This window comes from Nitratireductor sp. B36, assembly GCF_020833685.1.
Lineage (GTDB): Bacteria > Pseudomonadota > Alphaproteobacteria > Rhizobiales > Rhizobiaceae > Nitratireductor.
Genome location: NZ_JACKZY010000005.1, coordinates 172,282 through 192,066, shown reverse-complemented (window position 1 = coordinate 192,066; position 19,785 = coordinate 172,282). Strand labels below are relative to the sequence as shown.

General features: G+C 65.9%; 19 protein-coding genes. 13 read left to right on the top strand and 6 right to left on the bottom strand.

Features of this window, described 5'->3' with window-relative positions:
- Nucleotides 1-4 precede the first annotated feature (4 nt).
- The 5 genes from cobN to H7H48_RS19455 are packed head-to-tail and all read left to right on the top strand — an operon-like array spanning nucleotide 5 to nucleotide 6,676.
- Entirely contained in the window at nucleotides 5-3,337 is a 3,333-nt protein-coding gene (cobN, locus tag H7H48_RS19475) for a cobaltochelatase subunit CobN (RefSeq protein ID WP_229450807.1), read from the top strand.
- Entirely contained in the window at nucleotides 3,334-4,545 is a 1,212-nt protein-coding gene (gene cobG / locus H7H48_RS19470) for a precorrin-3B synthase (protein ID WP_229450806.1), read from the top strand. Before cobN ends, cobG begins: the two co-directional genes overlap by 4 nt.
- Entirely contained in the window at nucleotides 4,546-5,178 is a 633-nt protein-coding gene (locus H7H48_RS19465) for a precorrin-8X methylmutase (protein ID WP_229450805.1), read from the top strand.
- Nucleotides 5,175-5,915 carry a precorrin-2 C(20)-methyltransferase gene (locus H7H48_RS19460; RefSeq protein ID WP_229450804.1) on the top strand — a complete coding sequence of 247 codons (741 nt, stop codon included), beginning with the start codon at nucleotides 5,175-5,177 and terminating at the stop codon, nucleotides 5,913-5,915. Before H7H48_RS19465 ends, H7H48_RS19460 begins: the two co-directional genes overlap by 4 nt.
- On the top strand, nucleotides 5,912-6,676 hold the full coding sequence (locus H7H48_RS19455; RefSeq protein WP_229450803.1) for a precorrin-3B C(17)-methyltransferase: 765 nt from the start codon (nucleotides 5,912-5,914) through the stop codon (nucleotides 6,674-6,676). The genes H7H48_RS19460 and H7H48_RS19455 overlap by 4 nt, the downstream gene beginning before the upstream one ends.
- Here the strand turns inward: H7H48_RS19455 and H7H48_RS19450 are convergent.
- Nucleotides 6,640-7,413, bottom strand: coding sequence for a cobalt-precorrin-6A reductase (locus H7H48_RS19450; RefSeq protein ID WP_229450802.1), 774 nt, complete (start codon nucleotides 7,411-7,413; stop codon nucleotides 6,640-6,642). The two genes, H7H48_RS19455 and H7H48_RS19450, sit on opposite strands and share 37 nt — an antisense overlap.
- On the opposite strand from H7H48_RS19450, the gene cbiE reads away from it, so the two are divergent.
- The 8 genes from cbiE to cobF are packed head-to-tail and all read left to right on the top strand — an operon-like array spanning nucleotide 7,412 to nucleotide 14,442.
- Nucleotides 7,412-8,659 carry a precorrin-6y C5,15-methyltransferase (decarboxylating) subunit CbiE gene (cbiE, locus tag H7H48_RS19445; protein WP_229450801.1) on the top strand — a complete coding sequence of 416 codons (1,248 nt, stop codon included), beginning with the start codon at nucleotides 7,412-7,414 and terminating at the stop codon, nucleotides 8,657-8,659. The genes H7H48_RS19450 and cbiE overlap by 2 nt on opposite strands.
- Nucleotides 8,638-9,042 (top strand): cobalamin biosynthesis protein, encoded by a 405-nt coding sequence (locus tag H7H48_RS19440; RefSeq protein ID WP_229450800.1) that lies wholly within the window; start codon nucleotides 8,638-8,640, stop codon nucleotides 9,040-9,042. Before cbiE ends, H7H48_RS19440 begins: the two co-directional genes overlap by 22 nt.
- Nucleotides 9,039-9,803: a precorrin-4 C(11)-methyltransferase gene (gene cobM / locus H7H48_RS19435; RefSeq protein WP_229450799.1), complete on the top strand. Its 765-nt coding sequence runs from the start codon at nucleotides 9,039-9,041 to the stop codon at nucleotides 9,801-9,803. Before H7H48_RS19440 ends, cobM begins: the two co-directional genes overlap by 4 nt.
- Nucleotides 9,800-10,576 carry a uroporphyrinogen-III C-methyltransferase gene (gene cobA, locus H7H48_RS19430; protein WP_229450798.1) on the top strand — a complete coding sequence of 259 codons (777 nt, stop codon included), beginning with the start codon at nucleotides 9,800-9,802 and terminating at the stop codon, nucleotides 10,574-10,576. The genes cobM and cobA overlap by 4 nt, the downstream gene beginning before the upstream one ends.
- On the top strand, nucleotides 10,573-11,886 hold the full coding sequence (locus H7H48_RS19425) for a cobyrinate a,c-diamide synthase (protein WP_229450797.1): 1,314 nt from the start codon (nucleotides 10,573-10,575) through the stop codon (nucleotides 11,884-11,886). The genes cobA and H7H48_RS19425 overlap by 4 nt, the downstream gene beginning before the upstream one ends.
- A 4-nt stretch (nucleotides 11,887-11,890) precedes the next feature.
- Nucleotides 11,891-12,655, top strand: a complete 765-nt coding sequence (cobS, locus tag H7H48_RS19420) for an adenosylcobinamide-GDP ribazoletransferase (protein ID WP_229450796.1) — start codon at nucleotides 11,891-11,893, stop codon at nucleotides 12,653-12,655.
- Nucleotides 12,656-12,664: 9 nt separating this feature from the next.
- Complete coding sequence (cobT, locus tag H7H48_RS19415; RefSeq protein WP_229450795.1) at nucleotides 12,665-13,678, top strand: nicotinate-nucleotide--dimethylbenzimidazole phosphoribosyltransferase; 1,014 nt, start codon at nucleotides 12,665-12,667, stop codon at nucleotides 13,676-13,678.
- Nucleotides 13,679-13,680: 2 nt separating this feature from the next.
- Entirely contained in the window at nucleotides 13,681-14,442 is a 762-nt protein-coding gene (gene cobF / locus H7H48_RS19410; protein WP_229450794.1) for a precorrin-6A synthase (deacetylating), read from the top strand.
- Between the two features lie 279 nt (nucleotides 14,443-14,721).
- Here cobF and H7H48_RS19405 read toward each other — a convergent pair whose 3' ends face one another.
- From H7H48_RS19405 to H7H48_RS19385, 5 genes are all read right to left on the bottom strand, one after another.
- On the bottom strand, nucleotides 14,722-15,939 hold the full coding sequence (locus tag H7H48_RS19405; RefSeq protein WP_229450793.1) for a GTP-binding protein: 1,218 nt from the start codon (nucleotides 15,937-15,939) through the stop codon (nucleotides 14,722-14,724).
- 195 nt (nucleotides 15,940-16,134) lie between these two features.
- Nucleotides 16,135-16,965 carry an amidohydrolase gene (locus tag H7H48_RS19400; protein ID WP_229450792.1) on the bottom strand — a complete coding sequence of 277 codons (831 nt, stop codon included), beginning with the start codon at nucleotides 16,963-16,965 and terminating at the stop codon, nucleotides 16,135-16,137.
- A 2-nt stretch (nucleotides 16,966-16,967) separates the two neighbouring features.
- Complete coding sequence (locus tag H7H48_RS19395) at nucleotides 16,968-17,408, bottom strand: RbsD/FucU family protein (protein ID WP_229450791.1); 441 nt, start codon at nucleotides 17,406-17,408, stop codon at nucleotides 16,968-16,970.
- Entirely contained in the window at nucleotides 17,408-18,448 is a 1,041-nt protein-coding gene (locus H7H48_RS19390) for an aldo/keto reductase (RefSeq protein ID WP_229450790.1), read from the bottom strand. Before H7H48_RS19390 ends, H7H48_RS19395 begins: the two co-directional genes overlap by 1 nt.
- A complete protein-coding gene (locus H7H48_RS19385; RefSeq protein WP_229450789.1) occupies nucleotides 18,445-19,740 on the bottom strand; it encodes an L-fuconate dehydratase in 1,296 nt (431 codons plus the stop codon). The genes H7H48_RS19390 and H7H48_RS19385 overlap by 4 nt, the downstream gene beginning before the upstream one ends.
- Nucleotides 19,741-19,785 lie beyond the last annotated feature (45 nt).

Here is a 19,785-nt window from a genome sequence, read left to right as displayed (position 1 = left end):
TCCGATGCACATCCTCGCCACCACCACCGCCTCTCTGGACGATCTGATCGAACCTGTCGATCTGCAACAGTCGCCGGCGGACATGGTGGCGCTGTCGTTCACCGACAGCGATCTGGCGGGGATTGCCTCTGCGTGGCAGACCGGGCGCGAGGCCCTGCCCTCGCTGCGCCTTGCCGCGCTGCGCGATCTGAGACACCCCATGTCGGTCGATCTGTGGATCGACAACACGGCAGCGCACGCCCGCACCATTCTGGTGCGGGTGCTTGGGGGCTATGAGTGGTGGCGCTATGGCTGCGACCGGCTTTCCGCGCTGGCCGGGCAAAAGGGCATCGCGCTGGCGCTGCTTCCCGGCGAATGCCATCTGGACGACCCGCGCCTTGCCGAGCGCTCCACCGTTTCGCCGGAAGCGCGCGCGGCGCTGCTTGCCTGTTTCCGCGAGGGCGGACCGGACAACATGCGCGCGCTGACCATGCAGATGGCGCGCCTTGCGGGACGGGACGGCGAAGCGCCGGAAGCCGAACCGGTTGCCAAGGCAGGCTTCTATGCGCCGGGCCATGGCATTGTGGAGGCCGGTTTTTTTGCCGCGCAGCCCGGCAGGGCAATCGTTCCGATCCTCTTTTATCGCTCCATGCTGCTTGCCAGCGATGTCGCGCCCATCGACGCGCTGGTGGAGGCGCTTGAGGAACAGGGTCTTTGCGCCGTACCAGTGTTTGTCTCCAGCCTGCGCGACCCGGTTGCCGCCGGTTTCGTGCGCGACGCCGTGGAGACGTTGAAACCTGAGGCGCTCATCACCGCGACGGCGTTTTCCAGCGGCGCGGAGCCCGGCGAAAAAACACTGTTCGACCGGTTTGGCGTGCCGGTTTTTCAGGTGGTCACCGCCACCACGCGCCGCGAGGCGTGGCAGGAAGGCCAGCGCGGTCTGGCACCCGCCGACCTCGCCATGCATGTGGTGCTGCCGGAGCTCGATGGCCGGCTGATGGCGGGTGCGATTTCCTTCAAGGACGAGGCGGTGCTGGATGAAGGGCTTTCCTTCGGCGTTCAGCGCAACCGGCCCGAACCCGCGCGCATAAGGCAGGTGGCGGCGAGGATTGCGGCTCACCTGAAGCTTGCCCGAACGCCAAAACCCGAGCGCCGCATCGTCATCCTGATCCCGGATTATCCGAGCGCGCCGGGGCGCACCGGCTATGCGGTGGGTCTGGACGTGCCGTCGAGCGTGCTCGCCATGCTGCACGATCTTCGTGCGGCAGGGTATGCGGTTGATGGGGTTCCCGAGACGCCAAGGGCGCTGATGCAGCGGCTTGAACAGGTTTCGGAAGCGCTTTCGCTGGATGAATACCGGCGGGCCTTCGATGCGCTGCCCGAAGAGGCGCGCGAGAAGCTGATCGCCACCTGGGGGCCGGCGGAAGACGATGCGGAGGATGGTGTTTTTCCGTTCCGCGCGGCGCGGTTCGGCAATGTCACCGTGGCGCTTGCGCCGGACCGGGGACGCTCGGCCGACCGGCGCGTCGACTATCACGACCCGACGCTCGCGCCGCGCCATGCGCTCGTCGCTTTCGGCCACTGGATGCGTGAAGGGCTCGATGCCCATGCGCTGATCCATGTGGGCGCGCATGGCACGCTGGAATGGCTGCCGGGCAAGACCGTGGCGCTGACGGAAACCTGTTTTCCGGAGATCGTGGCGGGCGCGCTGCCGGTGGTCTATCCCTTCATCGTCAGCAATCCGGGCGAAGCCGCACAGGCCAAGCGCCGCATTGGCGCGGTGACGCTTGGGCATCTAACGCCACCACTGGCGGGCGCAGGGCTTTCGCGGGACCAGCAGGAACTGGAACGGCTGGTGGATGAATATGCGCAGGCCGACGGGCTGGACCGCCGCCGCCGCGACCGGCTGGCGCAACTGATCGTGGAAACCGCCGAGCGCACGGGCCTCACCCGCGATGCCGGCGTTGAGGACACGGGCGACACGGATGCGGCGCTGATGCAGATCGACGCCTGGCTCTGCGATCTGAAAGATTTTGCCATCAAGGACGGGCTGCACATTTATGGCCGGGGTAGCGGCATTGATGAAGCGCCGGAACGCCGCGACTGCGCGGAGAGCGAGAAGCGTGCGCTTCTGGCCGCACTCGATGGCCGGCACATCGCGCCCGGCCCCTCCGGCGCACCGGCGCGGGGGCGCACCGATGTTCTGCCAACGGGCCGCAACATCTTCACTGCCGACCCGCGCACGCTTCCCACGCCAACCGCTACCGCGCTTGGCAAAATGGCGGCGGATGAAGCTTTGCGCGGCTATTTGCAGGAGCATGGCGACTGGCCGCGCTCGCTGGTGATCGACCTCTGGGGCAGCGCCAGCCTGCGCACCGGCGGCGAGGAGATCGCACAGGGGCTTGCTCTCATGGGCTGCCGCCCGCAATGGGATCAGGCGACGGGCCGTGTGACGGGCATCGAAGTTTTGCCGCCGGCCAGCCTTGGCCGCCCGCGCATCGACGTGACGTGGCGCATTTCCGGCCTGTTCCGCGACATGTTCCCCACCCAGATCGCGCTTCTCGATACGGCGGTTGCCGCCGTGGCCGCGCGCGACGAGGACGACAGCGAAAACCCGTTAGCCGCCGCCGCCCGCGTGGCCGGCAAGGCTCCGGCGCGCATTTTCGGCTCGGCTCCCGGCACCTATGGCGCGGGGCCGGAAGAAAAGCTGGCGCGCGGAGACTGGCAGGAGCGCACCGAGCTGGGCGAAGCCTATCTGGACGCGGGCGCGTTTGCCTTCGGCGGTGCGGAGGGCGAAGGCCGGCTCGAAGACGGCGCGTTTGCACGGCAGGTAGCGGGTGCCGACATGCTTCTACACACCGGCGACGATGCCGGGCGCGACATTCTCGAAGGTTCGGCGGATGTGGCCTTTATCGGCGGGTTCGCGGCGGCGGTGGAAGCGCTGGGCGGCAAGGCCGATCTGGTGGTGCTCGACACGACCGATCCGGAGCGCCCGCGCGCCCGCTCTCTGGCGCAGGCCATTGCCCGCACCGTGCGCGCGCGTGCCGTCAATCCACGCTTCATCGAAGGCCAGTTGCGCCACGGCCCGCGTGGTGCTGCGGAACTGACGGAAACGGTGGACCGGCTGATCGGCTTTGCGGAGACCACGGATGCGGTTTCAGGCAACCTGATCGATGCCGTGTTCGATGCCTATCTCGGTGATGAGCGTGTGCGTGATTTTCTTCTGGCGGAAAACCCCGCCGCGGCGCATGCGATGGCGGAACGGTTTCACGCCGCCCGCAAACGCGGCCTGTGGCACCCGCGCCGCAATTCCGTCGATGCCGATCTGGCCGCACTTCTTGCGGAGGCGACGGCATGACGATGCGGCGCGGCGCATGCCCCACACTCTCCGCCCCCATGAAAACCGGCGATGGTCTTCTCGCCCGGATCGCGCCGGCCCATGGCGCGCTGACGCCTGAGAAGCTGGCGGGCATCGCAAAAGCGGCGGGTCGCCACGGCAACGGCATTCTGGAAGTGACCGCGCGCGGCAAATTGCAGATACGTGGATTGACGGCTGAGAGCACGCCTTTGCTCGGGGCGGAAATCAACGCGCTCGATCTTGGGGCCGTGGATGGCTTCGCGGTGGAGACGGGAGCGCTTGATGGTCTGGCGCAGGATGCGTTGGGTGACCCGATGGCGCTTGCCCGGCGGATCGATGAGTATGCGGCAGCGCATTGCCTTGCCCCGCGCCTTGCCCCCAAGGTCTCGGTGACGGTCGATGGTGGCGGGACGCTGCATCTCGACGCCATCGGAGCCGACATCAAGCTTGTGGCGCTGGGAGACGGTCTCTGGCAGATCGGTGTCGGCGGCAATGGCGCGACGGCGGGCTGGTTAGGCCATGGCGATGAGCAGGCGGTGGGCGCTGCAGCGCTTGCGGTTCTTGATCTGCTGGCGCAGACCGGCGGACGCGCGCGCGATTTCACACAGGCGCAGAGAGAGGCGCTCCGGGCCGGGCTTGAGCCAGCCGTGCAACATCCCGCACGGGCTGACAGTGCGCCGGTTGGCCGGTTTGCGCTGAAAGATGGTGAAAGCGCGCTCGGGATCGCGCTGCCCTTCGGCCAGGTCGCAGCGGAAGCGCTGGTCGCGCTTTGCGAGGCCGCCTCGGATGCCAGGGAAATACGTCTTGCGCCGCGCAGCGGCCTGCTGCTGATCGGGCTCGATGAGCCCCGGCAGGAAGCGTTGTCGCGGGGGGCTGAGGCTCTTGGCTTCGTCACGGACGCGCATGATCCCCGCCTATCCATAGCCGCCTGCGCCGGGGCGCCAGCCTGTGCCTCGGCGCGGTTCGATGCCAAGGCGCTTGCCGCCGAGGCGGCTGCGGCGGGTCTGCCCGATGGTCCGTTTCGCCTTCACCTTTCGGCCTGCGAGAAAGGATGCGCCCAGCCCGCCGGGCCTGTTGTGAACCTGATCGCGGCCGAGAGCTGCTGCACCCTTTCCTGCGTTGGCGCAAAACCTTCCGAACGCCTTCGCACCTTTCTCACAGAGCGCGGCGAGACGCTGCGCGCTGCCCTTCTTCGAAAGTCAGGCTGAATGCAAGAAACCGAGTACATACGCGACGGCAATGCCATCTATGAAAAGTCGTTCGCGATCATCCGCGCCGAGGCCGATCTCGCGCGTTTCAGCGCGGAAGAGGCCGATGTCGCCATCCGCATGATCCATGCCTGCGGGCTTGTCGAGGCCGCAAGACATTTCGTCTTTTCCGAGGGGTTCGTGGCGGCGGGCCGCGCGGCGCTGAAAGAAGGTGCGCCGATCCTGTGTGATGCGGAGATGGTGGCGCGCGGTGTGACGCGCACGCGGCTGCCCGCCGACAATGAGGTGATCTGCACCTTGCGCGATGCGCGCACGCCGGAGCTTGCACAAAAGCTTGGCAACACGCGTTCCGCCGCCGCGCTGGAACTGTGGCGCGAGCACATGGAGGGAGCGGTGATCGCCATCGGCAATGCGCCGACCGCACTCTTCTACCTGCTCGACATGCTGCGCGCCGGTGCGCCGAAACCCGCCGCCATCATTGGCATGCCGGTCGGTTTTGTCGGTGCGATGGAATCGAAGGAGGCCCTTGCCGAGAGCGGGCTTGGAATTCCCTTCGCCATCGTGCGCGGCCGCATGGGCGGCAGCGCCATGACAGCAGCGGCCATCAACGCACTTGCGAGGGCAGGCCTGTGAACGGAACCCTGATTGGCGTCGGCACCGGACCCGGCGATCCCGAACTCATCACCGTCAAGGCGCTGAAGGCGCTGGAGCGGGCGGATGTGGTGGCCTACTTCGCCAAGCGTGGCCGTCGGGGCAATGCCCGCCGCACGGTCGAGGGGCTGTTGCCGGAAGGCATCGAGGAACTGCCGCTCGAATATCCAGTTACCACCGAGTTCGACAAGACCGATCCGCGCTATATCGCGGCCATCACCGGCTTTTACGAGGCTTCGGCGCGGGCGGTGGAAGCGCATCTGAATGCGGGGCGCACGGTTGCCGTCCTGAGCGAGGGCGACCCGCTGTTCTATGGCTCCTACATGCATCTGCATGTGCGGCTTGCCGCGCACTATCCGACGGAGGTGATCCCCGGCATCACGGCCATGTCCGGCTGCTGGTCGCAGGTAGGCATCGCCATCGTTCAGGGCGACGACATCATGACGGTTTTGCCCGGAACGCTCGATGAAGATGAGCTTGTGCGCCGCGTGAGCGATACGGAGGCCTTCGTCATCATGAAGGTGGGGCGCAATCTGCCGAAAATCCGCAGGGCGCTGGCCCGCGCCGACAGGCTTGGTGGCACCGTCTATGTGGAACGCGGCACCATGGACAACACAAGCATGACCCCGCTCGCCGACAAGGCGGACGATGAGGCCCCCTATTTCTCACTGGTGCTCGGACCGGGCTGGCAGGCAAAGCCCGGCGAGGCGGTGGCATGAGCGGGCGTCTCGTCATAATCGGCACCGGCCCCGGAAAACCGGCACAGACAACGCCGGAGGCGCGCGCGGCGATTGCGGCGGCGAGCGATTTCTTCGGCTACGGTCCCTATCTCGACCGGCTTGAACTGAACGATGGCCAGACTCGCCATGCCTCCGACAACCGGGAAGAGCTTGCCCGCGCGAAGGCGGCGCTCACCATGGCGGCCCAAGGCAGGCATGTGGCGGTGGTTTCGGGTGGGGATGCGGGCGTCTTCGCCATGGCGGCGGCGGTGTGCGAGGCCATCGAGCATGGGCCTGAGGACTGGCGCACACTCGATCTGGAGATCGTGCCGGGGCTGACGGCCATGCTGGCGGTGGCGGCCCGCGTGGGCGCGCCGCTCGGCCATGATTTCTGCGCCATATCGCTTTCGGACAATCTGAAACCCTGGGAACTGATCGAAACCCGGCTTGCGGCTGCTGCCGGTGCGGGCTTCGTGATCGCGCTCTACAATCCGATTAGCCGCGCCCGCCCCTGGCAGCTTGGCCGCGCCTTCGAGTTGTTAAGCGGCATTCTGCCGGCCTCCACGCCGGTCGTGTTCGGACGCGCCGCCGGACGGCCCGACGAACGCATGGCGATTGTTCCGCTCAACGAGGCGCGTGGTGAGATGGCCGACATGGCCACCTGTGTCATCATCGGTTCGCCCGAAACACGGATGATCGAGCGCCCGGGCAAATCGCCGTTGGTCTATGCGCCGCGCTCGGCCAGCGGAGCCGCCAGATGAGCCTCGATTGCAGCCATGGCTTCGTCGACACCGGCCACGACGGCTGCGCCAGTCGGCTTTGGCCGGTCTATCATGATCACCGGCAGGCCGAGCCTGCGGGCGGCCGCGATCTTGCCATAGGTCGCGGCACCGCCGCTGTTCTTGGCCACCACGATGTCGATGCGGTGATCGGCGAGCAGCGCGATTTCATCGTCTTCGGAAAAAGGCCCGCGCGCCAGAATGCAGTGAGCGTTCGGCGGCAGGTGGGTGGGCTCCACCGGCTCCACGCTGCGCACCAGATAATTGTGCTGCGCCGCCGCGCGGAACGCCTGCACCTCCTGCCGGCCGATGGCGAGGAACACGCGCCGGGGCTCAGGGCCGAGCAGGGTTGCCGCCTCGGCCATGCCGGACGCGGTCTGCCACTTGTCGCCGGCGACCGGCTGCCAGGCGGCGCGCATGAGCGTGATGAGCGGCACGCCGGTCAGTCGGGCGGCTTCCGTCGCATTGCGCGCCATGCGCGCGGCGAAGGGGTGCGTGGCGTCCACCATCAGGTCGATGCCTTCGCCCTCGAGATAACGCGCAAGCCCCTCGGCGCCGCCGAAACCGCCCACACGCACCTCGCCCTGCAAGGCTTTCGGTGTGCTTGTGCGCCCGGCAAGCGATGTGACGACACGCAGCGCGCCCCACGCGCAAAGCCGCGCTGCCAGCCGCCGCGCTTCGCCTGTTCCACCAAGAATGAGAAGGGTCTGCTTTGCCATGACGTCTTCTAGAGCATTTTGCAGTCAGGCGGAAACCTCAAGGCGCTGGCTCACCATTGTGGGCATCGGCGAGGATGGGCTGGCCGGGCTTGGCGCGGAAGCCCGCCGCGCGATTGCCGATGCGGAGATCGTGTTCGGTGGTGCGCGGCATCTTGAACTTGCGGCAGATGAGATTTCCGGCGAGACTCGGCAGTGGCCCTCGCCTTTCGCCAAGGCGGTCGATGAAATCGAAGCGCTGAGGGGCAAGAAGGTCTGCGTGCTCGCTTCAGGCGATCCGTTTCACTTCGGTGTTGGTGCGACGCTGACGCGGCGCATCCCGGCGAACGAGATGCGCGTCTTTTCCGCGCCTTCTTCCTTCGCGCTTGCTGCTGCCCGGCTTGGCTGGCCGCTGCAAGCGGTCGAGACGGTTTCGCTGCATGGCAGGCCCCTGGCACTGATCCGCCCGCTGCTTCATCCCGGCGCGCGCGTTCTCGCGCTCACATCCGATGGCGCGGCTCCGGCTGCGATTGCAGAGCTGATTACCGCAGAGGGTTTTGGCCCCTCGCGCTTTCACGTGCTGGAAGCGCTGGGTGGGCCGCGTGAACGGCAGGTCAGCTTCATGGCTGCCGCGCTTTCCGCAGAAAACTTCGATGATCTGAACGTGGTCGCCATCGAGGTGGCGGCGGATGAGGATGCGCGCATCCTGCCGCTTGGAACCGGGCTTGAAGTCGGGCTTTTCGAGCATGACGGGCAGATCACCAAAGCGGAGGTGCGGGCCGTCACCCTGTCGGCGCTTGCCCCGAAACGCGGTGAACGGCTCTGGGACATCGGAGCGGGTTCAGGCTCCATTTCCATCGAGTGGCTGCGGCAGCACGCATCGCTCAGCGCCATCGCCATCGAGGCAGACGGCGAGCGCGCGGCGCGCATTGCCCGAAATGCGGAGCGCATGGGCATGCCGCGGCTCACCGTGGTTGAGGGAAAGGCTCCCGCAGCGCTCGCGGGCCTTGCCGCACCGGATGTGGTTTTCGTCGGTGGCGGGGCGACCGTGCCGGGGCTGATGGAGGCGGCGATTGCTGCTCTTGGAACCGGGGGCCGCCTTGTCGCAAACGGGGTGACGCTCGAAACGCAGGCGCTTCTGATCGACTGCCATGGGCGGCACGGCGGAGAGCTGATCGAGATCGCCATTGCACGCGCGGCCCCCGTTGGCGGCATGACGGCGCTGCGCCCGGCCATGCCGGTGCTTCAATGGCGCTGGAGGAAGCCATGATCTGCGCCGGGTTTGGAGCCAGAAAAGGTGTTTCGCCCGAGGCCGTTCTTGCTGCGCTCGCCGCCGCCCTGGCAATGCACGACATCACACGGGACAGGCTCGACGCGCTGGCGACCGTGCCACTGAAACGGGAAGAGCCCGGCCTGACGGATGCTGCAAAGGCGCTCGGCCTGCCGCTTGTCATTGCCGATGACGCTGCACTGCAGGCGGTGGCGACGCACTGCCTGACCCGCTCGGAACAGGCGCTTTCCGCCACCGGCCTGCCATCGGCCTCAGAGGCGGCGGCGCTGGCCGTCTGCGGCCCAGCCGCCCGGCTTCTCGGGCCGAGGCTCACACTTGACGGCGTGACCTGCGCCATCGCGACCACCGGAAGACAATCATGACCGTTCATTTCATTGGCGCCGGACCGGGCGCTGCCGACCTCATCACCGTTCGTGGCCGCGATCTGATCGCGCGCTGCCCGGTCTGCCTTTATGCCGGTTCGCTGGTGCCGGAGGAGTTGCTCGCCCACTGCCCGCCGGGAGCCCACATCGTCAACACCGCGCCCATGTCGCTTGAGGAGATCGAGGCGGAATATGTCCGCGCCCATGAAGCGGGCGAGGACATTGCCCGGCTGCATTCGGGCGATCTTTCCGTCTGGAGCGCGGTTGCCGAACAGATCCGCCGTCTTGCAGCACTCGGCATCGATTACACGCTGACGCCGGGCGTGCCTTCCTTCTCGGCGGCTGCGGCGGCGCTGGGACGCGAGCTCACCATTCCGGAAGTGGCGCAGAGCCTCGTTCTGACCCGCATTTCCGGCCGCGCGTCGAAAATGCCGGCAGGCGAAACGCTGGCCAATTTCGCCGCCACCGGCACGACACTCGCCATTCACCTCGCCATTCACGCGCTGGGCCGTGTGGTGGCCGAGCTGACCCCGCATTACGGCCCCGACTGCCCGGTCGCCATTGTCGCCCGCGCAAGCTGGGCGGACGAGCGCATTCTGCGCGGCACGCTTTCCACCATCGAGGCAGAGATGGCGAAAGACCCCATCGAGCGCACGGCGCTCATCCTTGTCGGGCCGGGGCTGGGTGCCGAGGATTTTCGCGAAAGCGCGCTCTACAGCGCCGATTATCAGCGCCGGTTTCGCGGGCGGGAGGGATTATGAGCTTGGCTGAAGCGCTCAACCGCCTGCCTTTTGAACCAACGCCCTTTGAGCCGGGCCATGTGTGGCTTGCGGGTGCTGGCCCCGGCGGCTTTGGCTGCCTGACACTCGGTGTTCTGGCCGCGCTCGATGCGGCGGATGTGGTGATTTATGACGCGCTGGTGGATCCAGACGTCCTGAAAGCCGCGCCCCAGGCTCGACATATCTTTGTCGGCAAGCGCGCTGGCCAACCCTCCACGGCGCAGGATGAAATCAACCGGCTGATGGTGGCCGAGGCCGAGGCGGGGCACAGGGTTCTGCGCCTGAAGGGCGGCGACCCGAACATGTTTGGCCGTGGCGGCGAGGAAGCGCTGGTGCTGTCGCTCGCCGGCATTCCCTTTCGCTTTCTGCCGGGCGTCACCTCGGCGGTGGGCGCGCTTGCCGATGCGGGCATTCCCGCCACCATGCGCGGGGTGAACAAGGCGGTGATTTTCGCGACTGGCCACGCCGCCGGCACGTCCGACGATCTCGACTGGGCGGCGCTGGCGAAAACGGGGCAACCCATCGTCATCTATATGGGGATGCACAAGCTTGCCCTGATCGTGGACGCGCTCTCCTCCGGCGGTATGGCGGTCGACACGCCGGCCGCCCTCATCATGAATGCGACCAAGCGTGACGAGCGCATCCTCACCACCACGCTCTCGTCCCTTGTTTCGCAGGCCAAGGAACAGGGCTTCGGCTCCCCATCGGTTATCGTGATCGGCGGTATCGTCGCGTTGCGCGAGGCGCTCTCATGACGGCGCGGGCGATCATCATTGGTGCGGCTCGTTCGGGCGCGGGCAAGACCAGCGTGACCATCGGCCTGATGCGGGCGCTCAAGAGGCGCGGCCTCGCCGTGCGGGGCGCGAAATCCGGCCCCGACTATATCGATCCCGGTTTTCATCAGGCGGCGACGGGGCATCCGGGTGTCAATCTGGACAGCTGGGCCATGCACCCGGATCTGCTCGCGCATCTTGGAAGCCGGCAAAGCGAAGATGCCGATATGCTGCTCATCGAGAGCGCCATGGGCCTGTTCGACGGCATCGTTTCGGAGCCGGGTCGCTCCGGTGCGGCAGCCGACATCGCGCGGCTTTATGATGTGCCCTGCGTGGTCATTCTCGACGTATCCGGCCAGTCGCAAACGGCTGCCGCGCTGGCAAAAGGCTTTGCCGGCTACGACCCGAAGGTGCGGATTGCCGGCGTGGTGCTCAATCAGGTGGCGAGCCCGCGCCATGAAGCGATGGCGCGCGACGCCATCGAGGCCATCGGCATCAAGGTTCTGGGCGCGGTCTACCGCAACCCGGACATGGCGTTGCCGGAGCGGCATCTGGGCCTTGTGCAGGCGAGCGAACATGCCGCGCTCGAAGCTTTCATCGAGCGGCTTGCCGATGTGATGGAACAGTCCATCGATCTCGATGCGGTGATGAAGGCCGCCGTGCCGCTTTCCATGCAGACGGGCGATGCGGCGCGGCTTCTGCCACCGCCAGGCCAACGCATCGCCATCGCGCAGGATGCCGCTTTCAGCTTCGTCTATCCGCATCTCGCCCGCCACTGGCGCGAGGCGGGGGCGGTGCTTCTGCCCTTCTCGCCGCTCGCCGATGAAGGCCCGGCGGAGAGCGCTGACGCCTGCTGGCTTCCCGGCGGCTATCCCGAACTTCATGCGGGCCGGATCGCCGCTGCAAAGACCTTTCAAGCTTCGATGAAGGCTTTCTCGGAGACAAGCCCCGTTCACGGCGAGTGCGGCGGGTTCATGGTTCTGGGCAAGGCGCTGGAAGATGCGGGCGGCACGACCCACGCCATGCTGGGTCTGCTCGGCCATGTAACGAGCTATGCGAAGCGCAAGATGAATCTCGGTTATCGGCAGGCGACGCTCATGAGCGACTGCGCCATCGGCAGCAAGGGCGAGACGATCCGTGGCCACGAATTCCACTATTCGCGGCTGGTGGAGCCCGGCAGCGATGCGCCGCTCGCCATGCTCGCGGATGGGCAGGGCCACGCGCTCGGCCCCTCCGGTGCGCGGCGCGGGCATGTGTCGGGCACCTATTTTCACGCCATAGCGCGGAGCTGACGCCATGGCCGAACCCCGCTCCATGCTCATGACAGCCCTTCGCGATGTGGGCGCCTGTCTGGGCTTTTACACGCGGCTGCCTCTGCCGGCGTTCCAGATGCCGGCGCACGATTTTGCCGCCGCCCAATGGGCTGCACCGCTCGCCGGTCTTCTGGTTGGCGCGATTTGCAGTGCAGTGGTGATCGGAGCGGCGATGCTCGGCCTGCCGACCACCATCGTCGCCGCTCTGGCGCTCGCGGCGGGCACGCTTGTAACCGGCGGGCTGCATGAGGACGGGCTGGCCGACGTGGCCGACGGTTTCGGCGGCGGTTCAACGCCGGAGAAAAAGCTCACCATCATGAAGGACAGCCGCATCGGCTCCTATGGCGTCGCCGCGCTGATCCTCTCGTTTCTCTTGCGCTGGTCGGCGCTCGTGGCGCTCGGCTTCGTGGCCATTCCCGTCCTTCTATTGGCGCATGCGGCCTCGCGCGCACTCATGCCGGCGCTGATGCGCCTTTCGCCACCGGCGCGCGAAAACGGGCTTTCGGCAGGCGCAGGGCGTCCGGGACCAGGCACCGTTTTCGTTGCGCTCGCGATTGGCGCTGCGCTGCTTTTCCTTTTCGATCCCGGCTTTGCGTTGGTGGCTGCGCCGCTTCTCGCTCTCGCGCTCTTCTTCATCAAGTGGCTCGCCGAAAAGCAGATTGGCGGGCAGACGGGCGATGTGCTCGGCGCACTGCAGCAACTGGCCGAAACCATCGTGCTCATCGCCGCCGTCACGCATTTCATCTGAAGGATTTCCATGACCCGCTTTCTCTCGATCGACGATCTGCGCACCGCCTGCAACAACCGCCCCAATGGCGACGAGGACGCCGCCCAGGCCGCAACCGCCCGCCAGGCCGTGCTTACCAAGCCGCCCGGCAGTCTTGGCCGGCTTGAAGAGGCAGCCATCCTGCTGGCCCGCTGGCAGGCGCGCGAAAAGCCTGCGCTCGACCGGGTCCATGTGTTGATCTTTGCCGGCTCCCACGGGGTGACCGCGCGGGGCGTTTCGGCCTTTCCGGCCGAGGTGACGGCGCAGATGGTGGCGAATTTCTCTGCCGGCGGCGCGGCGATCAATCAGTTGGCAAAGCAGTCTGGCGCCATCCTCACCGTCACGCCGCTGCAGATCGAGCGCCCCACGGCGGATTTCACGCAAGCGCCGGCCATGGAGGAAGCCGACTTCCTGACCGCCGTCCAGACCGGTTTCGATGCGGTGCCGGAAGGGGCCGATCTCATCTCACTCGGAGAAATGGGCATTGGCAACACCACCGCCGCCGCCGCGCTGGCCGCTGCTCTTTTCGGTGGCGGGGGTGCGGACTGGGTCGGGCGCGGCACGGGCGTCGACGATGCCGGCCTTTCGCGCAAGGCCGAGGCCGTGGATGCCGCCCTTGCGTGCCACGGCGAGGCACTTTCCGATCCGCTGGAGGCGCTGCGCTGTGTCGGCGGGCGGGAGCTTGCCGCCATGTTCGGCGCCGCCCTCGCCGCGCGGCAAAAGCGCATTCCGCTGCTGCTCGACGGGTTCGTGTGCGGCGCGGCGGTCGCGCCGCTCGCGCGCCTTGGCGATGACGGTCTGGCACACGCCATTGCCGGTCATGTTTCCGCCGAACCCGGCCATCGCAAGCTGCTTTCAAGGCTCGGTCTCCAGCCGCTGCTCGATCTCGACATGCGGCTTGGCGAAGGGTCCGGCGCATGCCTTGCCATCAACATTCTGCGCGCAGCACTTGCCTGCCATAGCGGCATGGCGACCTTTGCCGAAGCCGGCGTTTCGGACGGCTGATTATGCGCACGCTCTCGCTCATCGGCATCGGCACGGGCAATCCCGAACACATGACGGTTCAGGGCATCAATGCGCTGAACCGGGCAGACGTGATCCTGATCCCCCGCAAGGGCGAGGCGAAAGAGGATCTGGCCGATCTGCGCCGCGTCATCTGTGAGCGGTTTCTGGAAAACCGGCATACGCGGATCGTGGAGTTCGACCTGCCGGTGCGTGACGCCGCCAATCCGAGCTATCGCCAGGGCGTGGACGACTGGCACATGGCCATCGCCCGCGCCTATGGCGATCTGCTTGCGGCGCATACGGGCGAGACGGGCTGTGCTGCCTTTCTCGTCTGGGGTGACCCTTCGCTTTATGACAGCACGCTGCGCATCATCGAGCATATGCGCCGCGAGACGGCGCTTGCCGTCGCGCTGGAGGTGGTGCCGGGCATCACCAGCATTCAGGCGCTGGCGGCCAGCCACCATATGCCGGTCAACACGATCGGCGGTTCGGTGCTGATCACCACCGGAAGGCGGCTGAAGGCGGAGGGCTTTCCACCCAATGCCGACACGCTTCTCGTCATGCTCGACGGCGACTGCGCCTTTCAGACGCTCGACGCAGATGCCTACGAGATTTACTGGGGGGCCTATCTCGGCACGGCGGATGAGCTTCTGGTTAGTGGGCTGCTGGGGGAGGTGATGGAGCAGATTGTGGAGACGCGGGCCAGAGCGCGGGAAGACAAGGGCTGGATCATGGATACCTATCTCCTGCGGGTGAGGCGGTAGGTTCGGCGGACTTCATCCCGCCCTCGCCCTTCGCCCTTCGACAGGCTCAGGAAGCTCAGGATGAGGGCTGTGTGGGATGCCTTCTGCGTTGAGGCTTGTGTCAGGTTCTCCCTGCCTTTTCCCTCACCCTGAGCTTGTCGAAGGGCGGGGGAGAAGGCAAGCACACTGCGCCTCAGGCCACGCCCTTGCACCTCGAAGCTGGCGCAAAGTTGCCTCTCTCCCTCATCCTGAGCTTGTCGAAGGGCGAGGGAGAGGACACGCGCGGCCGGCACCCGCCCCTCAGGCCGCCCGCGCCCGCTGCCAGCGCGGGAAAGGATCCGCCAGCGCGCGGAACTCTGCGGGGTCAAACCGCGTCTCGCTGCCCACAAGAGCGGCATCGAGTGCAGCCGTGATGCGTTCGGGGTCCATGCCGGTGCCGATGAAGACCAGCTCCTGCCGCCGGTCCCCATAGGGTTCGCTCCAGTAGCGGTCCATGAAGGCTTTCGCTTCCTTGTGGTTCGGCCAACGCTCACGCGGCACAGCCGCCCACCAGGTGCCAAGCGGCTTCACGCTGGATAGCGCGCCCGCCAGGCTGAACTCCGCCACCCAGTCGGGCCGCGTCGCGATCCAGAAATGCCCCTTGGCGCGGATGCCCCCCGGCAACGGCGCATTCAGCACCGCATGCACTTTCTGCGGATGGAAGGGCCGCCGCGCACGGTAAACGAAGGAGGAAACGCCATATTCCTCCGTCTCCGGCACATGATCGGCGAAGCCGTAAAGCTCCTTGGCCCAGAGCGGGTGTTGGTGCGCGGCCTCGAAATCGAAAAGCCCCGTGTCGAAGATGCGCTCTGGCGCAACACGCGAATGATCGGTTTCGATGATCTGCGCATCCGGGTTGAGTGCGGTGACGATCTTGCGCGCTGCATCGAGGCGCTCCGGGCCGGCATCGCTCACCTTGTTCAGGATCACGACGTCGGCAAACTCGATCTGATCGACCAGAAGATCTACAAGCGTGCGCTCGTCCCCCTCGCCCGCGACCTCGCCCCGGTCGCGCAGAAAATCATGGCTGGCATAGTCTTCGAGCAGGTTCAGCGTGTCGACCACCGTGACCATCGTGTCGCGCCGCGCGACATCGGAAAGGCTCATGCCCTGCTCGTCGCGAAACTCAAAGGTGGCGGCCACCGGTAGCGGTTCCGAAACACCGGTGGATTCGATCAGCAGGTAGTCGAACCGCCCTTCCGCTGCCAGGCGCCGCACCTCCTTCAGGAGATCGTCGCGCAGCGTGCAGCAGATGCAGCCATTGGTCATCTCGACCAGCTTCTCGTCGGTCTGCGAAAGGTTCGCGCCGCCCTCGCGCACCAGATCGGCGTCGATGTTCACTTCCGACATGTCGTTGACGATCACCGCCACCCTGCGGCCTGCCCTGTTGTTGAGCACATTGTTCAGGAGTGTCGTCTTGCCCGCCCCCAGAAAGCCGGAAAGAACGGTGACGGGCAGGCGGTTGTCCGGATTGGGCATGCATGGCTCCTCTGGCTGACGTTCGGTATGTAATATCATAACATTCTAGGTGCGCAAGTGGGCGAGCTGGGACGAAAGCGCAGCAGGAGGAAAATTGACCGCAACGGCATGGATGCCCGGCTCAGGGCGAGCGTGGCGTGGCGACTGGCTTGGGAAGGCTCAGGGCCGTGATACCGGCGGCAGCCCTGAACGAGATCAGCTCAGCCCGTAAATTCGCCCCGCATTGCCACCGAGGATTGCCTCGCGGTCTGCCGCATCAAACCGCTGGAGCAGCGCGGCAGTCGCTTCGCACCAGTCGGAATAGCTTGCGGCGAGCGTACAGACCGGCCAGTCGCTACCCCAGATCACACGCTCCGGGCCGAAGGCCGCGAGCACATGATCGGCAAAGGGCTGGAGTTTCTCACGGTTCCAGCTTTCACCTGCCTCGGTCACCAGACCGGAAAGCTTGCACGACACCTGTTCGCGCGTGGCAAGAGCAGCCATGTCTTGGGCCCACGCCTCGAATGTGCCCGATGCGATGTCCGGTTTGGCGCAATGGTCGATCACCACGGTCATTTCGGGATAGCGGTCCACCAGCACGGCGAGATTTTTCAGGTGGCGTGGCAGCACGAGCGCATCGAAAACGAGCCCGTGGCCGATCAGCGCCCGAAACGCCGCGTCGCGTTGCGGGTGCAGCATCCAGTCCGGGTCCGGGATGTCCTGAATCATGGGGCGCAGGCCCTTGAGCCTGTTGTGGGTGGCCAGCTCCGCGATGCGCCTCGGTGCGTCTGGGCTTTCGAAATCCACCCAGCCGACAACGCCCCTGATGAAGGCGTTCTCGTTGGCCAGCGAGAGCATGAAATCCGTTTCCGCGTCGCTGGGCGCCGCCTGCACCAGCACCGTGCCTACAATGCCTTCGGCCTCCATGAGCGGTATCAGATCGTCGGGCAGGAAATCCCGGTAGATCGTGGAAAGCTCCGGCGTCAGCCAGCCATAATCGCCACGAGAAAGTTTCCAGAAATGCTGGTGGGCATCGATCCGGCGCATGGTCAGGCGCCCTCTTGCGGAAGAACGCCCTTCTTCAGGATCACATTGCCGTAAAAGCGCCGCTCGCCGGTCTGGATGACGGCAAAGGCATCGCGCGCGCGGTCATAGAAGGCAAAGCGCTCCAGCGGGCGTATCTGCGCCGGGTTGTCCGCCACCCGATCGATCACGGTCTGAAACTCGGCCACCACCGGCGGCACACCATCCGGGTCGTCCACCATCTGCATGCTGATCGCGGGATCGTCGACAAAGGAATCGAGCGGCATCACGCTCAGAACCGCTTCCAGCACGCGCGGCGCGGAAATGCCGTCGAGCCGCACGAAATCGCGCGCGCTCGCCTCGCCGGGAAAGTTCGCATCGGCAATGACGATCTCGTCGCCATGGCCCATGGCGCGCAGGATGCGCAGGAGATCGGGTGAAAGAATGGGGTCGATACCACGCAGCATCAGTTTTCCTCCGGGGTCGGTGCGTCGGGCCGGATCAGGTTCTGGCCCTTGAGGTCAGACCACAGTCCGGCAGGCACGTTACGCGAAAAGAGCGCGATGTTCGCCTGCACTTCTTCCGGTGTCATCGCACCGGGGATAACCGTGCGCACCGCCGGGTGTCCCATCACGAATTGCAGAGCCGCTTCGATCAACCGCACGCCATGCGCCGCGCACACGGCCTCGATCCGCCGCACCCTTTCAAGGATGTCTGCCGGCGCGGGCTCGTAATTATAGCGCGCGCCCTCGATAGCCCCGGTCGCCAGAATACCGGAGTTGTAGGGCCCGCCCAGGATGATGCCGACATCGCGCTTCACGCAGAGCGGCAGGAAACTGTCGAGCGCTTCCTGTTCCAGAAGCGTGTAGCGCCCGGCCAAGAGAAAAGCGTCGAAATCGCCCAGCCCGAGCAGGCGTTCGCACACCTGCCATTCATTGACGCCGGCACCGATGGCCTGCACCTGCCCTGCCTCTTTCAGCTCGCAAAGCGCGCGATAGCCTCCACCGTCGAAAAGCTCGCGCACCTTCGCGTCGCTTGCCTCCTGAGTGCCGTGGGTGAAAACGTCCACATCGTGCACGAGAAGGATGTCGACACGCTCCGCACCGAGCCGCGCGAGGCTCGCCTCATGGCTGCGCATCACGCCATCATAGGTGTAGTCGTAGACGATTTTTTTCCGGGGTGTGTCGACAAAGGCGGTTGGTGTGACTTCGTCGGGCCCGCAGTCTTCCAGAAGCCGCCCGACCTTGGTCGAGAGCGTGATCGCATCGCGCCCGAAGCGCCGGATCGCCTGTCCGAAGCGCTGTTCGGAAAGCCCGAGACCATATTGCGGCGCGGTGTCGAAATAGCGCATGCCGCCGTCGAAAGCGGCCTGCAGCGTTGCCTGCGCGTCCGCTTCCTCAACCCGGCGATAGAGATTGCCGAGTGGCGCGCCGCCAAAGCCCATGCGCGTCAGCGTGACCGGCGGCACGGTGCCGCCGCGCAGCGCAACCGGGTCCGAAGCTCTCATGCCGGCACCTGATCCCGCGCCGGGTGGTGACGGTATTTCTCCAGTGATGCCGGTTTCATCTCGATGGAGAAGCCCGGTGCCTGCGGCGGCATATAGGCCGCGTTGCGGATCACGCAGGGTTCGACAAAATGCTCATGCAGATGGTCGACATATTCGATGACGCGGCCCTCGCGTGTGCCGGCGATGCATAGATAGTCGATCATGGAGAGATGCTGCACATATTCGCAAAGGCCGACACCGCCCGCATGCGGGCAGACCTTCAGCCCGTGCTTCGCCGCCATTAGCATCACCGCGAGAATCTCGTTCACACCGCCCAGCCGGCAGGAATCGATCTGCACCACATCGATGGCGCCGCGCATGATGAGCTGTTTGAAGATGATGCGGTTCTGGCACATCTCGCCGGTGGCGACCTCGACCGGTGCAACGCCTTCGCGGATCTTGCGATGTCCTTCAATGTCGTCCGGACTGGTTGGCTCTTCGATGAACCAGGGTTTGGCGAAAGCAAGTTTCCCCACCCACTCGATGGCCTCATCGACTTCCCAAACCTGATTGGCGTCGATCATGAGATTGACATCCGGGCCGACCACTTCGCGGGCGATGGTGAGCCGGCGAATGTCGTCGTCGAGATCGCGACCAACCTTCATCTTGATGTGCTTGAACCCGGCATCCACCGCCTCGCGGCACAGCCGGCGGAGCTTTTCATCGTCATAGCCGAGCCAGCCTGCGGATGTGGTGTAGCAGGGGTAACCCTCGCGTTCGAGCGTGGCGATGCGCTCTTCCTTGCCCTTCGCTCTTTCACGCAGGAAGGCGAGTGCCTCGTCCGGTGTGATGCAATCGGTGATGTAGCGGAAGTCGATGCAGCGCACGAGTTCTTCGGGGCTCATCTCGGCCACCAGCCGCCACACCGGCTTGCCCTCGATTTTTGCCCACAGATCCCAGACGGCGTTCACCACCGCGCCTGTTGCCAGATGGATCGCGCCCTTGTCGGGTCCGATCCAGCGCAATTGGCTGTCGGAGGTGACATGCCGCCAGAAGCGGCCCATGTCCTCGGCCACCCAGTTCATGTCGAGCCCGACGACCAGATGGCGCATCGCCTCGATGGCGGCGCAGCAGATGTCGTTGCCCCGCCCGATGGTGAAGGTCAGGCCGTGGCCTTCGTGCTCGCCATCGGTTTCGAGGATCACATAGGCCGCCGAATAGTCCGGGTCCGGGTTCATGGCATCCGATCCATCCAGATGGTCGGAGGTGGGAAAGCGCACATCCACGGTGCGCAGGCCGGTGATCCTGGTCATGGTCCGAGTCATGGTCAGTCGTCAAATCCGTTGTTTGAATGGCGC

Bases quoted from the DNA above. Each gene is read 5' to 3' on its own strand.
- cobN (WP_229450807.1), top strand. From the start codon at position 5: ATGCACATCCTCGCCACCACCACCGCCTCTCTGGACGATCTGATCGAA.
- cobG (WP_229450806.1), top strand. From the start codon at position 3,334: ATGACGATGCGGCGCGGCGCATGCCCCACACTCTCCGCCCCCATGAAA.
- H7H48_RS19465 (WP_229450805.1), top strand. From the start codon at position 4,546: ATGCAAGAAACCGAGTACATACGCGACGGCAATGCCATCTATGAAAAG.
- H7H48_RS19455 (WP_229450803.1), top strand. From the start codon at position 5,912: ATGAGCGGGCGTCTCGTCATAATCGGCACCGGCCCCGGAAAACCGGCA.
- cbiE (WP_229450801.1), top strand. From the start codon at position 7,412: ATGACGTCTTCTAGAGCATTTTGCAGTCAGGCGGAAACCTCAAGGCGC.
- H7H48_RS19450 (WP_229450802.1), bottom strand. From the start codon at position 7,413: ATGGCAAAGCAGACCCTTCTCATTCTTGGTGGAACAGGCGAAGCGCGG.
- H7H48_RS19440 (WP_229450800.1), top strand. From the start codon at position 8,638: ATGGCGCTGGAGGAAGCCATGATCTGCGCCGGGTTTGGAGCCAGAAAA.
- cobM (WP_229450799.1), top strand. From the start codon at position 9,039: ATGACCGTTCATTTCATTGGCGCCGGACCGGGCGCTGCCGACCTCATC.
- cobA (WP_229450798.1), top strand. From the start codon at position 9,800: ATGAGCTTGGCTGAAGCGCTCAACCGCCTGCCTTTTGAACCAACGCCC.
- H7H48_RS19425 (WP_229450797.1), top strand. From the start codon at position 10,573: ATGACGGCGCGGGCGATCATCATTGGTGCGGCTCGTTCGGGCGCGGGC.
- cobS (WP_229450796.1), top strand. From the start codon at position 11,891: ATGGCCGAACCCCGCTCCATGCTCATGACAGCCCTTCGCGATGTGGGC.
- cobT (WP_229450795.1), top strand. From the start codon at position 12,665: ATGACCCGCTTTCTCTCGATCGACGATCTGCGCACCGCCTGCAACAAC.
- cobF (WP_229450794.1), top strand. From the start codon at position 13,681: ATGCGCACGCTCTCGCTCATCGGCATCGGCACGGGCAATCCCGAACAC.
- H7H48_RS19405 (WP_229450793.1), bottom strand. From the start codon at position 15,939: ATGCCCAATCCGGACAACCGCCTGCCCGTCACCGTTCTTTCCGGCTTT.
- H7H48_RS19400 (WP_229450792.1), bottom strand. From the start codon at position 16,965: ATGCGCCGGATCGATGCCCACCAGCATTTCTGGAAACTTTCTCGTGGC.
- H7H48_RS19395 (WP_229450791.1), bottom strand. From the start codon at position 17,408: ATGCTGCGTGGTATCGACCCCATTCTTTCACCCGATCTCCTGCGCATC.
- H7H48_RS19390 (WP_229450790.1), bottom strand. From the start codon at position 18,448: ATGAGAGCTTCGGACCCGGTTGCGCTGCGCGGCGGCACCGTGCCGCCG.
- H7H48_RS19385 (WP_229450789.1), bottom strand. From the start codon at position 19,740: ATGACCAGGATCACCGGCCTGCGCACCGTGGATGTGCGCTTTCCCACC.